Below are 17,979 nucleotides of genomic sequence, written 5' to 3'. Positions count from 1 at the left end.
TGTGGATAAGATTTACCACGCTTTCAACTCAACCAGTAAACCGGCAATTTTCCCCACCACAGCTTCGGCATATCTTTTGCCTTTTTCGGCAGTGGATTTTGCAGGATTACCTATCCCTGTGTCTTCGGAAACCTGTTGCCAGGGTCGTGGTAACCAGCCAACTTTTTGATTGATGGACTCCATCGGTAAGGGAGATGTTTTGCCATTACCGGCTTGTTCCATCTTCACCAAATCGGGACGGTAATGGAGCAGCACCGAGGTTTCCTGCTCCCCACCGTGCTCATCGATCTTCTCTTCAAAGTAGGCACCGGTAGGCACAATGGACCACCAGTCCACGGCGATAACGGTAAAATCGGGATATTTCTTGGCTAAATCGCGAATGTAGGTTTTGAATGTATTGCCGCCGTGTCCGTTTACGATAACCAGTTTTTTTAATCCTTGCCCGTGCAGGGAATCGACTATATCGCACAATATGGCTTTTTGCGTCTCGCTGTTCGTGTGAATGCACAACGGCAAGTCCCATTGTCCGGGGTTTTGTGATCCGAAATAAACCGGCGGCAGAACAGCACACAACACGCCGGATTTCTCATAAGCGAGTAAAGCGCTCTCCAAGGCTATATGATGCGATAAGTAACAATCCGTAAGGTACGGTAAATGATAATTGTGCGGCTCAAAAGCGCCCCAGGGTAATACCACGGCATCGTAGCTGGCTTCTTTTACGTCCTTCCAGTTGGCAGACCTTAAATCAATTGAGTTCATATGTTGAAAAATTAAATGTCAATAACGAATAGCCGTTTTCTTATCTGCTTTTCCAATCAACAGGAAAATAAAAATCATCATTACAATTTCCACAAGAACCACATACGGAAAAACATTCATTCCAAACTTTTCGGTCAGTATGCCGATTGAATAATTTATAATTGTATTTCCGGTGAGCGCAATGAGCATCGCAAAACTGAAAGCAGTCCCGGAAACCTCCTTGAAGATTTCACCTACCAAACCCAGCATGACCGGAAAACCCGGGGCCAGGCCGCTACCGATAAGAAACATTCCCAGCAAGTGCACAAAGTAGGATGCCGGTAGCACCAGACAGATCAACCCGAGCGAAAACAGCAATAACGACAATTGAATCAACCGAAAATGATGCCATTTTTTCAATACGCTTCCCGTAAGAATTCTCATGCAAACCAGTCCTGAGACAGAAACCGATAATGCTATCAATGCCTGATATTGAGGCACGGCAAGTTTATCAATAAAAAACGAAACCGACCAATTGTTGATTATGGCTTCGAAGGCCGACTGAAAAAACAGGTAAAAACAAATGGCCATAAACAGCTTGTTCTTTACAAAAACAGGAATGAGCTTTAACGATATTTTTTCCTTTTGAACGGTCAACGGATAATTGATGAGAAGAAAAATTAAGGCAACAGCTAGGCTGATGCCACTCACCACATCAATAACCAAGGTGTAATGTATCTCATCTATCCGGCTCAGGATCATTGGCATGGAAAATGCACCAATACCGTAAAACAATCCTAGCCAGTTCAGGTTTATGATTTTATTTTTTCCTTCGCTTAAGTCGGAAACCAATGCGCTGGTACCGCCGTTAATGACTCCACCGCCCAATCCGAAAAAGAAAATACCGGCCCTCAACAAGTGAAGGGAACCCACGTGGACTATCCCGAAAAACCCGAGCGATAGAAACAGCGAAGCAACGGAAAGCACCCACCTGTAACCGAACTTGTCTACAACAGGCCCAAACAAAACCGAGCCGGCAAGCATACCAACGGGAAGAACGGAGAATAAACCTCCGGCAGCAATATCAGACATTCCGAAACGGGCCTTCAGCAACGGCAAAATCGAACCGATAATCACCATGGAAATTCCGAAAAGAAAGATGCCCGTAAAGTTGGCTATAAATGCAATTGTTTTATTATTCATATTCCTTTTTGCCTTTGCTAAACAACATGGTCGCCGGGAGAAACATATCCGTTGGAAATAGAGTAAAACGTAAGCCCGGAAACCGTTTTAATACCGGTCTTCGCAATAATATTTTTACGGTGCGAAAGGACTGTGTTCAGGCTTATGTTCAGCTTATCGGCAATCTCTTTGTTTAAACGTCCCTGAACTATAAGCTTCAGTACCTCTATTTCCCGGTTGGTCAACTGCTTATTCTCCTCTTGCAATTTATGTTCATCGGAAAAGGTATGGTTCAGGTGTTCGATATGTCCGGAATCCAGTTCCTTGAGTTTCGGACGCAACACTTTTTCCAGCAACCGGTTATGAATGTGCAGCTCCTTTTCGAGGGCAGTTATTGAAAAAATAACCGCGTAAGCAAGGTTTTGGTTAAAATTTCCCGAAATATGCCTGATGATAATGTTTTTTAAATCGTGCAACAATTCATTTGGGTAGTCACTGAGCTGCTCAAGGCCTTGCTGCAGATGTTCAGAAAGCTCCGATTTGAACTGATAGAATATTTTATGCAACAGTTTTAGTTCTTCATTTTCGCCACCACTCATCGCGATAAAAGGGGTGAAGTGCTTTTCCAGGTTCGGAACAGACGCCTGCATATAATTTTCGACGGTACGTTTAAGATAATCCACGATAAGTGAGACATCAAACGCATCGAGATCCTTTTCCGGATTATATTCTTCATCCAGGTAAACATTCAGGATGGCCAGAATGAAATCAATGTTCAGGTCATTTTCCAAGCAGATTTTTTCGATCGTTTTCTCTCCCACTCCCAGTTTTATGCCAAACCTGTTCACAACAGGTATAAGTTCACTGTGCTCGGTAAGCAATTCAGATAAGACCGCATTTTTTTTAATGTCTGCCATTTATTTCCGGAAAGATTTTTCAGCAACCGAAGAGAAGCGATCCCGCCTGTATTCTTTGTAGAAATGCCGGACAGCATCTATGGGATGCCAAAACAGCATTCTGGGGCCTGAAAATCGCATTACTTCTTTTATTTTCAATCGCATATCGTTTTTATAGCAATGAACAGTGCAGGATCCGCAGGTAGGTTTTTTTTCACCGAAAGGGCAATTTTCAAGCCGTTTCATTGCATAATTTTTCAGTACGGTACATTCTTCACACAGTCCCGTCACATGTTTATGATTCGCCCTACAATAGATGGCCATCATCTTGTTCACCACTTTTTTTTCACCTTCGTTCATATATCGTTTAAACAGCCAGGCGCGTTCTGTAATCAGCGTTATTGGTATAAGCTTGATTATTGCCTGAGTCCGTTTCTATAAAGAACCGTAAAAGTAACCCTTTTATTTTTTTTCTCAAAATCGGGACAAAATGATTTGATGAAAAGAAGAGTCACTCCTTTTCCGAAGCCGGAGGAAGTTGTACTGTACGCATTTGCCGGAGGATATGCGATTGCCGTTGCCTGATATATGAAGACGGTTTTTTTGAGCTAAATTTCAGCGGATTAGGCAATGTTGCGGCCACCAATGCCGACTGTGAAGCCGAAAGTTTCTCCGCCGTAGTATTGAAATGTTCATGGGCAACCGCTTCCACGCCATAAATCCCGTCACCCACCTCCATACAGTTCAGGTAGACCGTCAAAATACGTTCCTTTGTCCAGAAAAATTCAATTAAAACTGTGAAATAGGCTTCCAATCCTTTTCTCAGCCACGACGACCGGGGCCAGAGAAACACGTTTTTAGCCGTTTGCTGACTGATGGTGCTTGCTCCCCGGGGACGTTTACGGGTTTTATTCTCTTTGAGGGCTTTTTTAATTTCCACCTTGTCGAAGCCGTTGTGATTAAAGAAACGCTGGTCTTCCGAGGCGACAACAGCGCGTTTCATATTATTCGAAATACGTGTGTACGAAACCCATTTGTGCTTAACCTCAGGCTTTCTCCCCTCTGCGATCTGTTCCGTCATTCTTATTCCCATCAGTGGAGTAAAATAGACAGGGACAAACCTGTACCCTATCACGGATACTACGCTCCAGAGAAAGAAAAAAAGCACTATTTTACCGAAGATACGAGGTATTTTTTTCATGACTTCTCTACCACAATTTGAACCTTACCCGCCACCTTCCATCGCTAAAATCGTGGCTAATAATTTCAAAACGCCCGATTTCCGATGTGTTTCCAACATGTGAACCGATGCAGGCGCAAACATCATAGTCACCTACCCTGACAATACGCAATGTTTCTGATACATTATCGGGAAGTTTTGATAAATCCACTATCTCTGCTGCCGCTGAGACCGGTAGAAATTCTTCTGAAACGGGCAGATGACGGCCGATAATCTCGTTTACGCCCGCCTCAATGGCCTGTACTTGTTCAGGGGTGGGCGATTGAGACAAAAAATAATCGGCTTTGCTTTTCTTCCGTTCTATGTGTGTATTTTTCGAGCGGGCACAACCGAACATCCTTACCATTGTCTGGTTAAGAATATGTTCCGTAGTGTGCATGGGAGGGTATTCCTGTTTGTTGTGTCCGTTAAGCTCAAGTTCCATAATCCGTTTCAAAGCACAAAGATAAGAAAAATCACTCGTTTTTTTTCTTCGTCATCAAATAATTCCCCTGATTGTTTTTTTCAAGGTAATATCCTTTGTTCAGCTCAATGCGCCACCCTTCGCCGGTAATTTCATCTTCGCCGATCTCCACCGGTTCAGAAACAACCACCCATACTAGTCCGGGCGACAACAGCGCACCTCCGCCGGTCACCGTCAAGATTCCCCAGTTGTCGCTTATGCGGATGGTGGGATAAACCGTCCCTTCGTCAACATCCAGGGGAATCGGGTTAACCGGGTCGAACGACATGTTCATATCCTCCAGTTTAATTTCAAGTCGCGGCTTTTCCAGAAACTTATCCCGCAACTCATTCAGTGTTAATGTGTGTTTTTCGCTACGTAAAGTCTCTTCATCACGAATTTCCTTGCCGCGATAATCTTCCGATAATTGCCTTACGTATGAAGGTAAAACTATTCGCATATCTAACTCAAAAGCCTCTTCGAAAAATTCTGTAAGATCGGTTTCTCCGCTAATACCCTTGTTCCAGTTGTTGTTTTTCTGATAAAGAAAAAAGCCATACACCGCCACAGTTTCATAAGCAAAAGACCTGACAAACGAAGGAGTGTTGGGATAATCTTCCAGTCTCGCTATGAGGTATTCGCGCAACTGCCATTTATCGCGTCCGCTCATCATTTGTCCGGTGTAGGTTGCAAGGCCTTCAAGCAATTCCAGTTTGTTCTCCGATAGTTGCGATCCGCTGTATACCAGATGACGATACTTCCTGAATATCAATGCATTTCGCAAATGTTCTTCTGCCAGCGAAAGCCTCCTGGCCCTCAGTGCTTTTTTTAAGGCTTCAAGTTCGAGCCGAAGAAATACCCTGCCGTCTTTCTCATCCAGGTGATAATTATCTGATCCCCGTATATCGAAGCCAAGCGAAAGTTGTGCACTGTGGAACAGTTCGTGCGTAATAAGATCGAGTCGCTGGTATTTATTGGGTGAAAGCGGCAAAACGACTGTTGCCCATGTTTTTCCGTTCCAATCGAGCGAAGTGTTCTGAAAACTGATTTCTTTGGGCAGGACTCCCGTGTAATAACCCCTCCTTGCCACCAATACATTGTCTTTGTCCGGCTCATTGGCATAGATTACACGGGTACCTTCCTCTATGAGCATAATAGGGCCGTAGATGTCCTTATCCCATATTTTAACATTTTCGCGTGTTGCCTGTTTTACCTGATCAAAATAATGCGGAATACTGTCCCTGTTTATCATCGGGGTTTGTGCACCGGCCACAGGGATAAAAAAAGAAATCAATACTGCGCAAACAATACCTTTCATTCCTCTCCAACATCTTGAGGCGAAAGATACAAAAAACATTTCCTTTTAAAGAAAATTGCTCAAAATCTTTTCTTTTAATCTGTAAGTCTACTTCAAAAACTCCGAAGACTTATTTTATCGTAGAAGACTTATCTGTTAAAAAACACATGGAGGTTAAAAAGGTTAACTTTCAGGATTCACCTCCCGAATGAATGTCTATATCCTTTACCACAAGTGAAGCCAGTGTCATTCCGAAAATTGCCGGCAGGTAAGACATTGTACCGTTAATTCGTGCTTTTTTTGTATCCCATTGAGAAACAGGAGCATTACTCTCCTCTAGAAACGATTTTTCTCCTTTGTTTTCACGCGCTTCATTGCTGTAGACACAAAGGAATTTTTTTTCCAGCCCGCCAAGTTTCTTTATTCTTGTCCGGAGTGCGGCAGCCAGGGGACAACCTTTCACTTTCCAAAACTCATCTACCCTGATGTAGGAAGGGTCAATCTTCAACGCCGCACCCATCGATGAAAAGAAAACTCCAGGCATTTGCGAGGCTAAACGTATAAGATGAACTTTATTGGAAAGGCTGTCGATAGCATCAATAATGAAATCATACGATTCGAGCTTAAAGGAACCGGCGGTCTCCGGACTATACACTACTTGCATAGAAACAATTTCGGCATTGGGATTTATTTCGAGCAGTCGTTCCTTTAACACCTCCACCTTCACTTGTCCGATAGTTTTCACCGTAGCCATCAGCTGCCGGTTGATATTGGTTACGGCAACCTTGTCTGAATCCACCAGCGTAAGATGGGTAATCCCGCTTCTTATCAGCATTTCTGCGCACCAGCTCCCGACTCCTCCCACACCAAATATAATAACCCTCTTTCGCTCTGCGAGATCCAAATAACGGCTTCCCATAAGGAGCTCAGTTCGCTGAAATATCTCTTTTTCGTTTATCATAAAACAGGACATGAAAAAATTCAAAACAGTTTCTAACAATCGAGTACTTTTCTTTACCAGGAAATCACTTTTGCGGAAAGGGTTATCAGCCATTTGCGCGGAATAAACCTGACCAGGTTGGCTACGAATTTATTCAATCCTCCTTGAATAACCAGTGTTTTTCCTTTCATCATGGCACGATAACCAAACGCTACCACTTCCCCCGGCAAAGGCGTTTTCATGTCTTTCAGAAATCCGTTTGGGTGCTGCATCCGGGCAGCTATCCCAAAATTGGTTCTGACGGGTCCAGGGCACAGTGCAGTGACGGTAATGCCGTATTTTTGGAATTCGTAAGCAATGGCTTGTGAGAAGCTTGCCACGTATGCTTTGGACGCAAAATAAACCGACATCCCCGGGCCCGGTTGAAAGGCAGCTGTGGATGCTATATTCAATATCTTTCCCGATTTACGCGGGATCCAATCCTGAACAAAAAGATAACAAAAATAAGATAATGTTTTCATATTCAAATCGATCATCTGCTCATGCCTCTCCCATTCCGTATCGGAGAAATGGCCAAAATCGCCAAACCCTGCGTTGTTCACCAAGTAATCTACCTCGATTCCAGTGTCCTTTATTTCATCGTATACAAATCGTACGTTTTCCGGCTTTGTCAGGTCTTTTGCAATTATCCGTACCGATATGTTAAATGTATTTTCCAATTCATCTTTCAAATCATTCAATTCTTTTTCGCTTCGGGCAACGAGAATCAGGTTTGTGCCCTTTGAAGCGAACAGCCGGGCAAACTCAGCACCAAGCCCCCTCGACGCACCCGTAATTAATGCAGTATGGTTCATTTTTTTTGATTTTGGAACAAAATTAAACTTTTTTTCCGTAGCGCGGTCGAAGAAAATGAACCAATTAACGAAACGTTAACTGGCTACGCATAAAAAATGCCGCCAAACTGAAAAAAAAATTGGGTTCTAATTGATAGGATGCATGCCGGTTGTGAAATTAGTGTGCATCCACTTTTTATGCTCTTTTCCGTCCTTTGTCTATCCGCAGAAAAATAAACAACAAGATGGTAAATCCCCACAACGACGAACCGCCGTAACTAAAGAATGGCAACGGGATCCCAATTACGGGCATAATGCCAATCACCATTCCGATGTTTACCAGCAAATGGAACAGAAATATACTTACAACACCATAGCCATACACGCGGCCAAAGATTGTGGTCTGTCGTTCCGCCAAAGAAATAAGCCTCAGTATGAACACGGCAAAAAGCAGGAGAATAATGGTTGAACCGATAAAGCCCCACTCTTCGCCTATCGTGCAGAAAATAAAATCGGTGTCTTGCTCGGGGACATATTTCAGTTTGGTTTGTGTACCGTTTAAGAAACCCTTTCCAGACATCCCGCCCGATCCAATGGCTATTTTCGATTGCCCCACGTGATAACCCGATCCACGCAAATCCTGCTCCATTCCCAGCGTTACCTTGATGCGCATTTGCTGGTGCGGTTGCAGGACATCGTTAAAAACATACTCACTCGATTCAACAAACGCGAACGAACCCACAACAAACAACAAGATATACAAATAAACCTTTTTCCAAAACCGAAGCGACAAGTAAGCCAGGTAAACCGCGACCAATCCTAATGCCACAAGCGCCAATAAACCGGGATTGACAGGAAGATTAAAAAAATGCATAATCCATCCGGCTGCCAGGACAATCAATCCTAGTCCGATGATGATGAAAGCCGTTTCTCGGCGTTTTACGTAGTTCCAGACCATGGCGGCAGCAAAAACAATAATCAGTATAACTGCGATGAACTCGCCGACGGACAACATTCCCAGTTGAACGTCCGAAAAACGGATAGCCAGTACAAAATATAAAATTGCCGCCACACCCATGAAAAGAATTCCACCAGGTAGCCCCTCACGGTACAACACAAAAATAAGGCTCAGGTAAACCAGTGCGGTACCTGTTTCACTTTGCAGGATCACCAGCACCAACGGAAGGAAAATTAAGGAGAATACGATGATCAGGTTTTTCCTTTCCATCAGGCGGAAATTGTACACGTTGAAAATCTTTGCCAGCGTAAGTGCTATGATAAACTTCATAAATTCGGCAGGCTGCAACCGTACCGGACCTATCACCAACCACGAACGTGAACCTTTGATTTCGGGCGCGACAACAAGGGTAATGATCAACAATGCGATTCCGGCGATATAAGCTACAAAGGCATACGTTTCGTAAAATGAAGTATCGATTTTGAGAAGGGCAAACGCAAGCAGCAACGAGGTACCCATCCAAACAAGTTGCATCCCGGCCCGGCCGGAAAGGTCGAACATGCTCACCGCATTCTCCAGGTCGAAGCTGGCCGCATAAATGTTCAACCAACCCAGCACTATAAAGAGTAGGTACATAAGCGCAGTAAAGCGGTCTACCCTTCCCTTTTCCTGTATTTCCCTAGTTCCTCTGTACATTTCTAACTTGAGTTGCTGTGGTATCGATGCGTTGGGCAGAAGCATTTCTTCTGTACGCAAACGGTAAAATCACCCGGCTGGCAATAGTTTTTTCCAACACCTGGTCCTGCGGCATAATTTCTCCCATCAAGTACTTCTGCATCATTAATCTTCCAATAGGAACGGCGTTCGTGGCTCCAAAGCCTCCGTTTTCCACAATCACGGCAATGGCCACTTTCGGGTCGTCCTTCGGAGCAAACCCGATGAACAGGGAGTGATCTTCCCCGTGCGGGTTTTCGGCCGTTCCCGTCTTGCCGCAAACCGTTAAGAACGGTTCCATATTTGCCCTCCGGCAGGTTCCGTGTGTTACGGCATCGGCCATTCCCGCAACCGTCAGTTCAAAATGCTCGCGGCGGATGTTCGACTCTCTTCGTTTACTGAAGAGCGTATCTAACGGAGCACCTTTTCTGGCTTTCACCACATGCGGTTTATGATAATAACCCCTGTTGGCGATTAGCGCCGTATAATTAGCAAGCTGCAGGGGAGTGGCCAATATTTCTCCTTGTCCAATAGCAATAGAAATGATGTTATGAGCCACCCATCTATCGTTCTTAAATGCATTTGAATAATATTTGCTGTTCGGGATAAAGCCTCTTTTTTCAGAAGGTAAATCTACATCTGTTTTATAGCCGAATCCCAGATCAACCATGTGCTCTTTCCAAACCTCAAAAGCCTCAATAGTACTACTGTATTTGGTACGGTTATTAAGCATGGCGTTAAGTCCATAACAGAAAAACGAGTTGCACGAAGTGGCCAGCGCCGGCTGTAGGCTGAGCGGTGAAGCGTGTCCGTGGCAGGCAGGACGCCCTCCCAATGGCGGATAGCCTCCGAAACAGCTGTACCGGGTATCAGGAGTAATGATTCCTTCTTCCAGAAAAATCAATCCTTGTGAGGGCTTAAAAGTGGATCCGGGTGGATACAATCCCGAAACAGCCCGGTTGATCAACGGCTTGTAAGGATCCTGTTCGAGTTGAAGGTAATTCTGGCTGAAGTTTTTTCCGGTCAGGATCGACGGATCATAAGAAGGTGCAGCCACCATACAAAGGATTTCGCCTGTTTTGGGTTCAATCATAATGATGGACCCGATTTTGTTCTGCATCAGGTACTCCCCGTACGCTTGCAAATTAATGTCAATGGCCAGCGTTAAATCACGACCTGAAACGGGCGATTTGTCAAATTCTCCATCACGGTATTTTCCCTGTACGCGACCGTGTGCGTCGCGCAAAAGGACTTCCACTCCTTTTTCACCCCGCAAGTCTTCTTCGTGAGAAAGTTCGATCCCAGACTTTCCCACATAATCAGTACGGGTATAATACGGATCAGCATCCATCTTATTTTTGTCTACTATGCCCACGTACCCCAATATCAACCCCATATTAGGATATTTGTATTGACGCTCGGTCCGGTTTTGAATATAAATTCCAGGGAACTTGTACAACTTTTCCTGCAACAAGCCGTATTCTTCCACATCGAGTTGCGACATGAAAAGCTGCGGTGTATAGGAGGAATAGCCTGGATTTTTTCGCCGGTCTTTCATTTCGGCTTCCAGCTGTAGAAAAGCTGCTTTGTCGATGTTTAGCGTGTTACAAAAATCGAGCGTGTCAAATTGCTTCATTTCACGGACAACCATCATGACATCGTATGTGGGCTGATTGAAAACGACCAATTCGCCGTTTCTGTCATAAATGGCTCCACGTGCCGGATAAAGTGTTTTTCTGAAAAAAGCGTTGCTGTCGGCAAAGTTTCTATATTCCGGACTAAGAATCTGCAAATTAAATAGTTGTGCAATATACACCAATAGCGTTACCACGACAACAGACGCAATGATATACTTCCTTTTCTCGTATGACTTGTTATTGTTAACCACTTTTCTCTCTCCTGATTGATAGGGAATCCAGTGCCAGAATCAGGACAATAGTCAGTATCGAAGAAGACCCAATCCGGATAAGGGTGCTGGTTAAATTAAAGAGTGTGAAGGCTTCGATAAAAAAGAGCAACGTCTGATGCAACAATACCATCATTACTGTAAATTTCACAAAAGCCGCTGTTGACGTATGAATACCGGGAACCAGGTCTTCGTACTCATTTTTGGGATAAAACAGGTTTAACACCATGCTTCTCAGTGTAGCAGTAATGGTTGTGGCAGCAGCATTCATACCGGGTGTATTCAAAAAAATATCGATAACAATTCCCAACAGGAAACCCGAAACAATTACATAGAACCGGTTTCTTCCGTAAGGCAGTTTTATGAGAAAATAGATATACAGAATAGGCACAGCCAATCCAAAAACAGCAATACGATTAAGCAGCAATACTTGTAACAATACCAATATTACGAACAGCAAAATCTCTTTGAATATGGAAACCGCTTTCATTATGGAATTGAATTTTCTAATTCATTCTGTTCTTCAAAATGCGCATCATTTATAATAAGAATATCCCTCACAGAATAAAAATCAGTAGCTATTCGCAAATTTAACGTATTGAAATTGTCATCTTTAGATAAAATCTGCCCGGTAACGTATCCGATAACAATATCTTTTGGGAAAATGCGTGAAAAACTGGTTACTACCGTGTCTCCCGGTTGAAAAACTTCGTGTTTGGGAAGTTCTCCTATCTGCGCTGTAATCAAATCCTTGCCGTCCCACGAAATTGATCCCGTATTGTTGGAATTTTTCAGTTTGGCACTCAACCTGAATTTCGGATTTATAATGGGAATAACCACTGAAAATGATGGAGAGGTCTTCAATACTACTCCCACCACTCCATTTTGTGAAACTACACCCATATCAGGTTTGACACCGTGTATGGAACCTTTGTTTACCGTGATGAAATTGTTTGGGCCCGAGAAACTGACATTGATCACTTCAGCGGGAACAAATGAAAACCTTGAAGCTGGAATGGAATCACTCAGAAAAGCATTCGTTGTTAACGTGTCCCTTTGCGTGTCCGACAAGTAGGACTTTAACGAGTATAGTTCTTCTTCGAGCCGTGCATTCCGTTCCAGTAAAAGCTTGTTGCTCTTGTTTAAATAGATAAAAGCCGTTGCTTTGTCAGAAATCTCGTAAAACCAGCCAGTAGCCTTGTTTGCAGATGTTAGGTATACACTTCTCTGATAAGAATTAAAAGAAAATACCAGATAGAAGCTGATGACAATCAAACCGATTGCGATCAGCCACGAACTGTTTCTGATAATAAACGAGAGAAGGTTTTTCATCCTATCTCATCAGGAATGTAAACTTGTCAATGTTTCTTAAAGCAATACCTGTTCCTTTGGCTACCACGTGTAACGGATCATCTACTACTTTGAACGGAATACCGATTTTATCGGTCAGCCGTTTATCCAAACCACGAAGCAAAGCACCGCCTCCTGTCAGGTAAATTCCATTACGTACAATATCGGCATATAACTCCGGGGGAGTTTGTTCCAGTGCACTAAGCACCGCTGAATCCACTTTAGATATCGACTTTTCAAGGCAGTGTGCTATCTCCTGATAGGATACGGGCACATCCATCGGCAAAGACGTCATGCGATTAGGACCGTGAACGACAAAATCTTCTGGAGGATCCTGAAGCTCGGTCAAGACGGAGCCTACATTAATCTTGATCTGTTCGGCGGTTCTCTCTCCCACTTTCATGTTGTGCTGACGCCCCATATAATCCATAATGTCTTCGGTGAGGTCGTCACCGGCAATCTTTATCGATTTGTTCGATACTATCCCGCCCAGTGAGATCACAGCAATCTCTGTTGTTCCCCCACCTATGTCCACAATCATGTTCCCTTCGGGAATCTCCACATCCAGGCCGATACCCAGAGCAGCTGCCATAGGCTCGAAGAGCATGTAAACATCGCGTCCTCCGGCATGTTCAGCTGAGTCACGAACCGCACGGATTTCCACTTCGGTGCTTCCTGACGGAATACAGATTACTACCCGAAGTGACGGCGAAAATAATCCGCCTTTGTTTTTTGTAGCCATTTTAATCATACCGCGAATCATCTGTTCTGCGGCGTTAAAATCAGCGATTACACCATCCCTCAGGGGCCTGACCGTATGTATGTTTTCGTGTGTTTTTCCGTGCATTTGGCGGGCCTTCTCGCCCAGCGCGATCATCCTGTCGGTCTTGCGGTCCAATGCCACTATGGACGGCTCGTCCAGCAGAATTTTTCCGGCATTGTTTACAATAATGGAGTTGGCGGTTCCCAGGTCCATTGCCAACTCTTGTGTGAATGAAAATAATCCCATATTGTTATGTTTGTTACGAGTTGCAGGGTGTGTTCACACTGCGAGAACCCACCCCTGGCTTCTCAATCAATGTTTAAAATGCCTGATCCCGGTTGTAACCATGGCCAGGCCGTTTTCGTTACAGTAAGCAACCGATTCTGCATCCTTGATGGAGCCTCCCGGCTGAACTATAGCCGTTATTCCGGCTTTGTGCGCTATTTCAACGCAATCGGGGAAAGGAAAGAAAGCGTCCGATGCCATTACGGCCCCGTTAAGATCAAATTTAAACGTTCCTGCTTTCTCTATCGCCTGATTCAACGCATCCACTCGCGATGTTTGTCCGGTCCCGCTAGCAATCAATTGCTTGTTTTTCGCCAGCACTATAGCGTTCGACTTCGTATGTTTCACCAGGATATTTGCAAACAGCAGATCTTCCGTTTCTTTTTCCGTTGGAACTTTTGCGGTTACCACCGTTAAATCGCTTCTTGTCTGAATACTCGTATCTTTATCCTGCAACAGGAATCCGTTTAATGCAGAACGGACCTGTGTATTGTTCGCCTCCTTTCCGGTTATTTTTTGCTTGAGGATGATCCGGTTCTTCTTCTGGAACAGGATATTGAGCGCATCCTGCGAATAATCGGGAGCAATAATTACTTCGAAGAAAATTTCATTTATAGCTTTAGCGGCCTCTGCATCCACCTGACGGTTAGTAACCACAATTCCGCCAAAAGCAGAGATAGGATCAGCCGCTAGAGCTGCATCCCAGGCTTCTTTTACCGTACTCCGACAGGCCATGCCACAAGCATTATTGTGCTTCAGAATAGCCAAGGCTGTTTCATCAAAATCGGCAATCAACGAAACGGCGGCGTCTATGTCGAGCAGGTTGTTGTACGAAATCTCTTTGCCGTGCAACTGCTCAAATATTTCATTAAAGTTACCGTAAAAAACGCCCTTTTGATGCGGATTTTCCCCGTATCTCAACGTTTTGCCACTGTCGGCAGAAATCCGCAAAACGGGGCTTTCGCCCTTGTCGAAATAATTAAAAATAGCCGAATCGTATCCCGATGAAACGGCAAAGGCTTCCTTGGCAAACCAGCGCCGATCCTCAATGTCGGTATTTCCGCTTTTCTTTTTTAACAGATCGAGCAACGGTTTATATTGCTTCATGGAAGCCACAACAATCACATCTTTAAAGTTTTTGGCAGCCCCGCGAATAAGCGAGATTCCGCCAATATCTATTTTCTCGATAATTTCATCTTCGGGAGCTTGTGTAGCTACGGTTTCTTCAAACGGATATAAATCAACGATGACCAGGTCTATAGAGGGAATATCATAGGATTTGATGATTTTCCGGTCCTGCTCCTCGTCACGGCGGTACAGAATTCCCCCGAAAACTTTAGGATGCAGTGTCTTTACCCGTCCGCCTAGAATAGATGGATAGCCGGTAACCTCTTCCACCGATTCACACTCATAACCCAACGACTGGATAAAATCACGGGTTCCCCCCGTTGATATAAGCTTTACGTTTAAACTGTTCAGCAATTTCAATATCTCCTCCAGGCCGTCTTTGTGGTATACCGAAATGAGTGCCGAATTTATTTTCTTTGACATCAATGATTATTTTTTTAAAGAATACAAAGGTATAAAATCTATCGGTCATTTTTGTGAAATTGGAGTTTGTTTTATGAATTTTTGAGAAAAAGAAGCTGTTCGGGGTTGTGCGACCGGATGGCGACCGCTTTTATCATGCTTTTTTAAATAATTATGCAAAGTATAGCAATTAATCAGTAGAAAAAAAAGAAAATATTGTCACTTGAATTTAATCAAGGAACTATCGAAATTAAAATATATAAATTTAATAATCAGAAATATAAAAAATAAAAGCACCTATGTTGATAACTTTTCCGGAAAACTTTATTGGTTTTCTAAAAAAGTAAATTTACCTTTGTGGTAACATTTGGTTTTTATTCATAGTTGTCTTTATGAATAAAATAAAAGGGAATGCCGTGAAAATCGGCAACAGTTCCCGCTGCTGTAAGCTCTTTTTTTGCGTGCTGAACAAACACCTCCACTGCCACTGTTCCGATGAACCGGAACGGGAAGGCGTTCAGACACAAGAGTAAGTCAGAAGACCTGCCAGATGCACTTATATACTCTTTTTGATGTCTTTCGGGTAAAAAGACGGTTAAAAATTTGATATCCCTATTTGTTATTTTAAAAACTGGCAGGTTTGCAGGTTTCAAGGGCTATTTATCCAATTATCTAAATGTCTAAATATGGGCAACAAAGAAATTTTTATTGTAAAACGAGACGGGAAAAAGGTTCCCTTCTCCATCGAGAAAATCAGAAATGCCGTTGCAAAAGCATTTCTGGCAGTAGGATCTTTCGCCACCGAAGAGGACTTTATCACGCTCCTCTCCCACCTCCACATTTCTGACGGCATGACTGTGGAAGAAATTCAGAACCAGGTAGAAACGGCGCTGATGAGGGAAAAATACTTCGCCGTTGCAAAAGCATACATGCTCTACCGGCAGAAACATACCGAAACACGTGAAATCCAGAGCAAGATGAACTTCCTGATGAACTATTGCAACGCACAGAACGCAGCAACGGGAAGCAAGTTCGATGCCAATGCCAACGTAGAGAAGAAAAACATTGCCACCCTCATCGGGGAATTACCCAAAAAGAACTTCATCGACCTGAACCGAAAGATGATCACCGACCGGATAAAGGAGATGTATGGGAAAGAACTGGCCGACAAATACATCGGTATGCTGAACGAGCATTTTATCTATAAAAACGATGAGACCAGCCTGGCCAACTACTGTGCCAGCATCACGATGTACCCGTGGTTGCTGAACGGCACCCTTCCCATCGGCGGCAACTCCATGCCCCCGACCAACCTGAAATCGTTCTGCGGTGGGTTCATCAATATGGTGTTCATCGTGTCGAGCATGCTCAGCGGCGCCTGCGCCACGCCCGAGTTCCTGATGTACCTGGACTATTTTATCCGAAAAGAGTACGGCGACGACTATTTCGGGCGTTCCGGGGACGTGGTGGACCTGTCAAGGAGGCAACGAACAATAGACAAAATGATTACCGACTGCTTCGAACAGATCGTTTATTCCATCAACCAGCCTACGGGAGCACGTAATTTCCAGGCGGTTTTCTGGAATATTTCCTACTATGACAGACACTACTTCGAAAGCCTGTTCGGGGAATTCCTTTTTCCCGACGGATCACGCCCCGTATGGGAATCGCTCAACTGGTTACAGAAACGATTTATGAAATGGTTTAACAAGGAACGCACCAAAACCGTGCTTACCTTTCCGGTGGAAACGATGGCATTGCTCTCGCGGGAAGAGGATGTGATCGATACAGAATATGCCGATTTTACCGCCGAAATGTATGCCGAAGGACACTCTTTCTTTACCTATATGAGCGACAATGCCGACTCATTATCGAGCTGCTGTCGCCTGCGCAACAAGATTCAGGACAACGGGTTCAGTTATACATTGGGGGCCGGCGGAGTGTCCACCGGATCGAAAAGCGTGCTCACCATCAACCTGAACCGCTGCGTTCAGTTCGCAAAACGTACGGGACAACCCTACAGCATTTTCCTTGAAGAGGTGGTGGATCTGGCGCACAAGGTACAGATCGCCTACAACGAGAATCTGAAAATGTTTCAACAAAAAGGGATGCTGCCACTGTTCGACGCGGGATATATCAATCTCAGCCGCCAATACCTTACTATCGGTGTAAACGGGTTAGTGGAAGCGGCTGAATCGCTAGGAATAACCATCAACCACAATCCTAAATATAAGGCCTTCGTACAGGAGGTGCTCGAGATCATTGAACAGTACAACAAAAAATACCGGTCGAGAAAATTGATGTTCAATTGTGAGATGATTCCCGCGGAAAACGTGGGCGTCAAACATGCCAAATGGGACAGGGAGGACGGTTATTTTGTGCCACGTGACTGCTACAATAGCTATTTTTACCGGGTGGAAGACCCGTCGCTTAACGTGATCGATAAATTCCGCCTGCACGGACGGGATTATATTGAACACCTGACAGGCGGATCAGCGCTTCACCTGAACCTGGAAGAACACCTCACAAAAGCACAATACCGGCAGTTATTACGTATAGCAGCCCACGAAGGCTGCAACTATTTCACCTTCAACATTCCAAATACCGTATGCAACGATTGTGGCGTCATCGACAAGCGCTTTCTGAAGGAATGCCCCGGATGCAGATCCCTGAATGTGGACTACCTCACACGCATTATCGGCTACATGAAGAGGGTGAGCAATTTCTCGGCTGCCCGGCAAGCGGAAGCGGAAAGAAGACATTACGGAAAGCCGGACGCAACAGAGAAGCCTAAAGAGGAACCTATTATTTATTAAGGTTATACATTAGTCGCAAGCATACCAAAGCTATGTTTGAGAATGAGATGCCAGAAAGGTATTACAGAAAAGCGGACATTTCAACCATA

At 44.2% G+C, this 17,979-nt stretch carries 16 protein-coding genes and 1 riboswitch; of the genes, 1 reads left to right on the top strand and 15 read right to left on the bottom strand.

Translation table 11 applies throughout. The features are described 5' to 3' along the window. Positions 1-12: 12 nt before the first annotated feature. From KCV26_13190 to purH, 15 genes are all read right to left on the bottom strand, one after another. A complete protein-coding gene (locus KCV26_13190) occupies positions 13-759 on the bottom strand; it encodes a creatininase family protein (protein ID WZX36248.1) in 747 nt (248 codons plus the stop codon). Between the two features lie 18 nt (positions 760-777). Then, a complete protein-coding gene (locus KCV26_13185) occupies positions 778-1,941 on the bottom strand; it encodes an MFS transporter (GenBank protein ID WZX36247.1) in 1,164 nt (387 codons plus the stop codon). 17 nt (positions 1,942-1,958) lie between these two features. Beyond that, positions 1,959-2,837 (bottom strand): LuxR family transcriptional regulator, encoded by an 879-nt coding sequence (locus KCV26_13180; GenBank protein ID WZX36246.1) that lies wholly within the window; start codon positions 2,835-2,837, stop codon positions 1,959-1,961. Beyond that, positions 2,838-3,176 carry a nitrous oxide-stimulated promoter family protein gene (locus KCV26_13175; protein ID WZX36245.1) on the bottom strand — a complete coding sequence of 113 codons (339 nt, stop codon included), beginning with the start codon at positions 3,174-3,176 and terminating at the stop codon, positions 2,838-2,840. It lies immediately after the preceding gene. 151 nt (positions 3,177-3,327) lie between these two features. Next, the gene (gene mtgA, locus KCV26_13170) at positions 3,328-4,017 is read right to left on the bottom strand and encodes a monofunctional biosynthetic peptidoglycan transglycosylase (protein ID WZX36244.1); all 690 of its coding nucleotides are present in this window, start codon (positions 4,015-4,017) and stop codon (positions 3,328-3,330) included. A 7-nt stretch (positions 4,018-4,024) separates the two neighbouring features. Continuing rightward, positions 4,025-4,480, bottom strand: a complete 456-nt coding sequence (locus tag KCV26_13165; GenBank protein WZX36243.1) for a hypothetical protein — start codon at positions 4,478-4,480, stop codon at positions 4,025-4,027. A gap of 31 nt (positions 4,481-4,511) precedes the next feature. Continuing rightward, entirely contained in the window at positions 4,512-5,816 is a 1,305-nt protein-coding gene (locus KCV26_13160) for a hypothetical protein (GenBank protein WZX36242.1), read from the bottom strand. Between the two features lie 169 nt (positions 5,817-5,985). Beyond that, positions 5,986-6,756: a tRNA threonylcarbamoyladenosine dehydratase gene (locus KCV26_13155; protein ID WZX36241.1), complete on the bottom strand. Its 771-nt coding sequence runs from the start codon at positions 6,754-6,756 to the stop codon at positions 5,986-5,988. 53 nt (positions 6,757-6,809) lie between these two features. Beyond that, the gene (locus KCV26_13150; GenBank protein WZX36240.1) at positions 6,810-7,589 is read right to left on the bottom strand and encodes an SDR family oxidoreductase; all 780 of its coding nucleotides are present in this window, start codon (positions 7,587-7,589) and stop codon (positions 6,810-6,812) included. A gap of 175 nt (positions 7,590-7,764) precedes the next feature. Beyond that, positions 7,765-9,222, bottom strand: a complete 1,458-nt coding sequence (locus KCV26_13145) for a rod shape-determining protein RodA (protein WZX36239.1) — start codon at positions 9,220-9,222, stop codon at positions 7,765-7,767. After that, positions 9,206-11,128 (bottom strand): penicillin-binding protein 2, encoded by a 1,923-nt coding sequence (mrdA, locus tag KCV26_13140; GenBank protein ID WZX36238.1) that lies wholly within the window; start codon positions 11,126-11,128, stop codon positions 9,206-9,208. The genes KCV26_13145 and mrdA overlap by 17 nt, the downstream gene beginning before the upstream one ends. After that, positions 11,121-11,636, bottom strand: a complete 516-nt coding sequence (mreD, locus tag KCV26_13135) for a rod shape-determining protein MreD (protein WZX36237.1) — start codon at positions 11,634-11,636, stop codon at positions 11,121-11,123. Before mreD ends, mrdA begins: the two co-directional genes overlap by 8 nt. Further along, on the bottom strand, positions 11,636-12,478 hold the full coding sequence (gene mreC / locus KCV26_13130) for a rod shape-determining protein MreC (GenBank protein ID WZX36236.1): 843 nt from the start codon (positions 12,476-12,478) through the stop codon (positions 11,636-11,638). The genes mreD and mreC overlap by 1 nt, the downstream gene beginning before the upstream one ends. Before the next feature lies 1 nt (position 12,479). Then, positions 12,480-13,505: a rod shape-determining protein gene (locus tag KCV26_13125; GenBank protein ID WZX36235.1), complete on the bottom strand. Its 1,026-nt coding sequence runs from the start codon at positions 13,503-13,505 to the stop codon at positions 12,480-12,482. 66 nt (positions 13,506-13,571) lie between these two features. Then, positions 13,572-15,095, bottom strand: a complete 1,524-nt coding sequence (gene purH, locus KCV26_13120) for a bifunctional phosphoribosylaminoimidazolecarboxamide formyltransferase/IMP cyclohydrolase (protein WZX36234.1) — start codon at positions 15,093-15,095, stop codon at positions 13,572-13,574. A gap of 330 nt (positions 15,096-15,425) precedes the next feature. Further along, positions 15,426-15,640: riboswitch (cobalamin riboswitch) on the top strand. Positions 15,641-15,760: 120 nt separating this feature from the next. Here purH and nrdD point away from each other — a divergent pair. Continuing rightward, positions 15,761-17,890 (top strand): anaerobic ribonucleoside-triphosphate reductase, encoded by a 2,130-nt coding sequence (gene nrdD, locus KCV26_13115; GenBank protein WZX36233.1) that lies wholly within the window; start codon positions 15,761-15,763, stop codon positions 17,888-17,890. Positions 17,891-17,979: the final 89 nt, after the last annotated feature.

This window comes from Petrimonas sulfuriphila (assembly GCA_038561985.1).
GTDB classification, from domain to species: domain Bacteria; phylum Bacteroidota; class Bacteroidia; order Bacteroidales; family Dysgonomonadaceae; genus Petrimonas; species Petrimonas sulfuriphila.
Note: the sequence above shows the minus strand (reverse complement) of the source record. Positions and strands in the feature narration are given on the sequence as shown.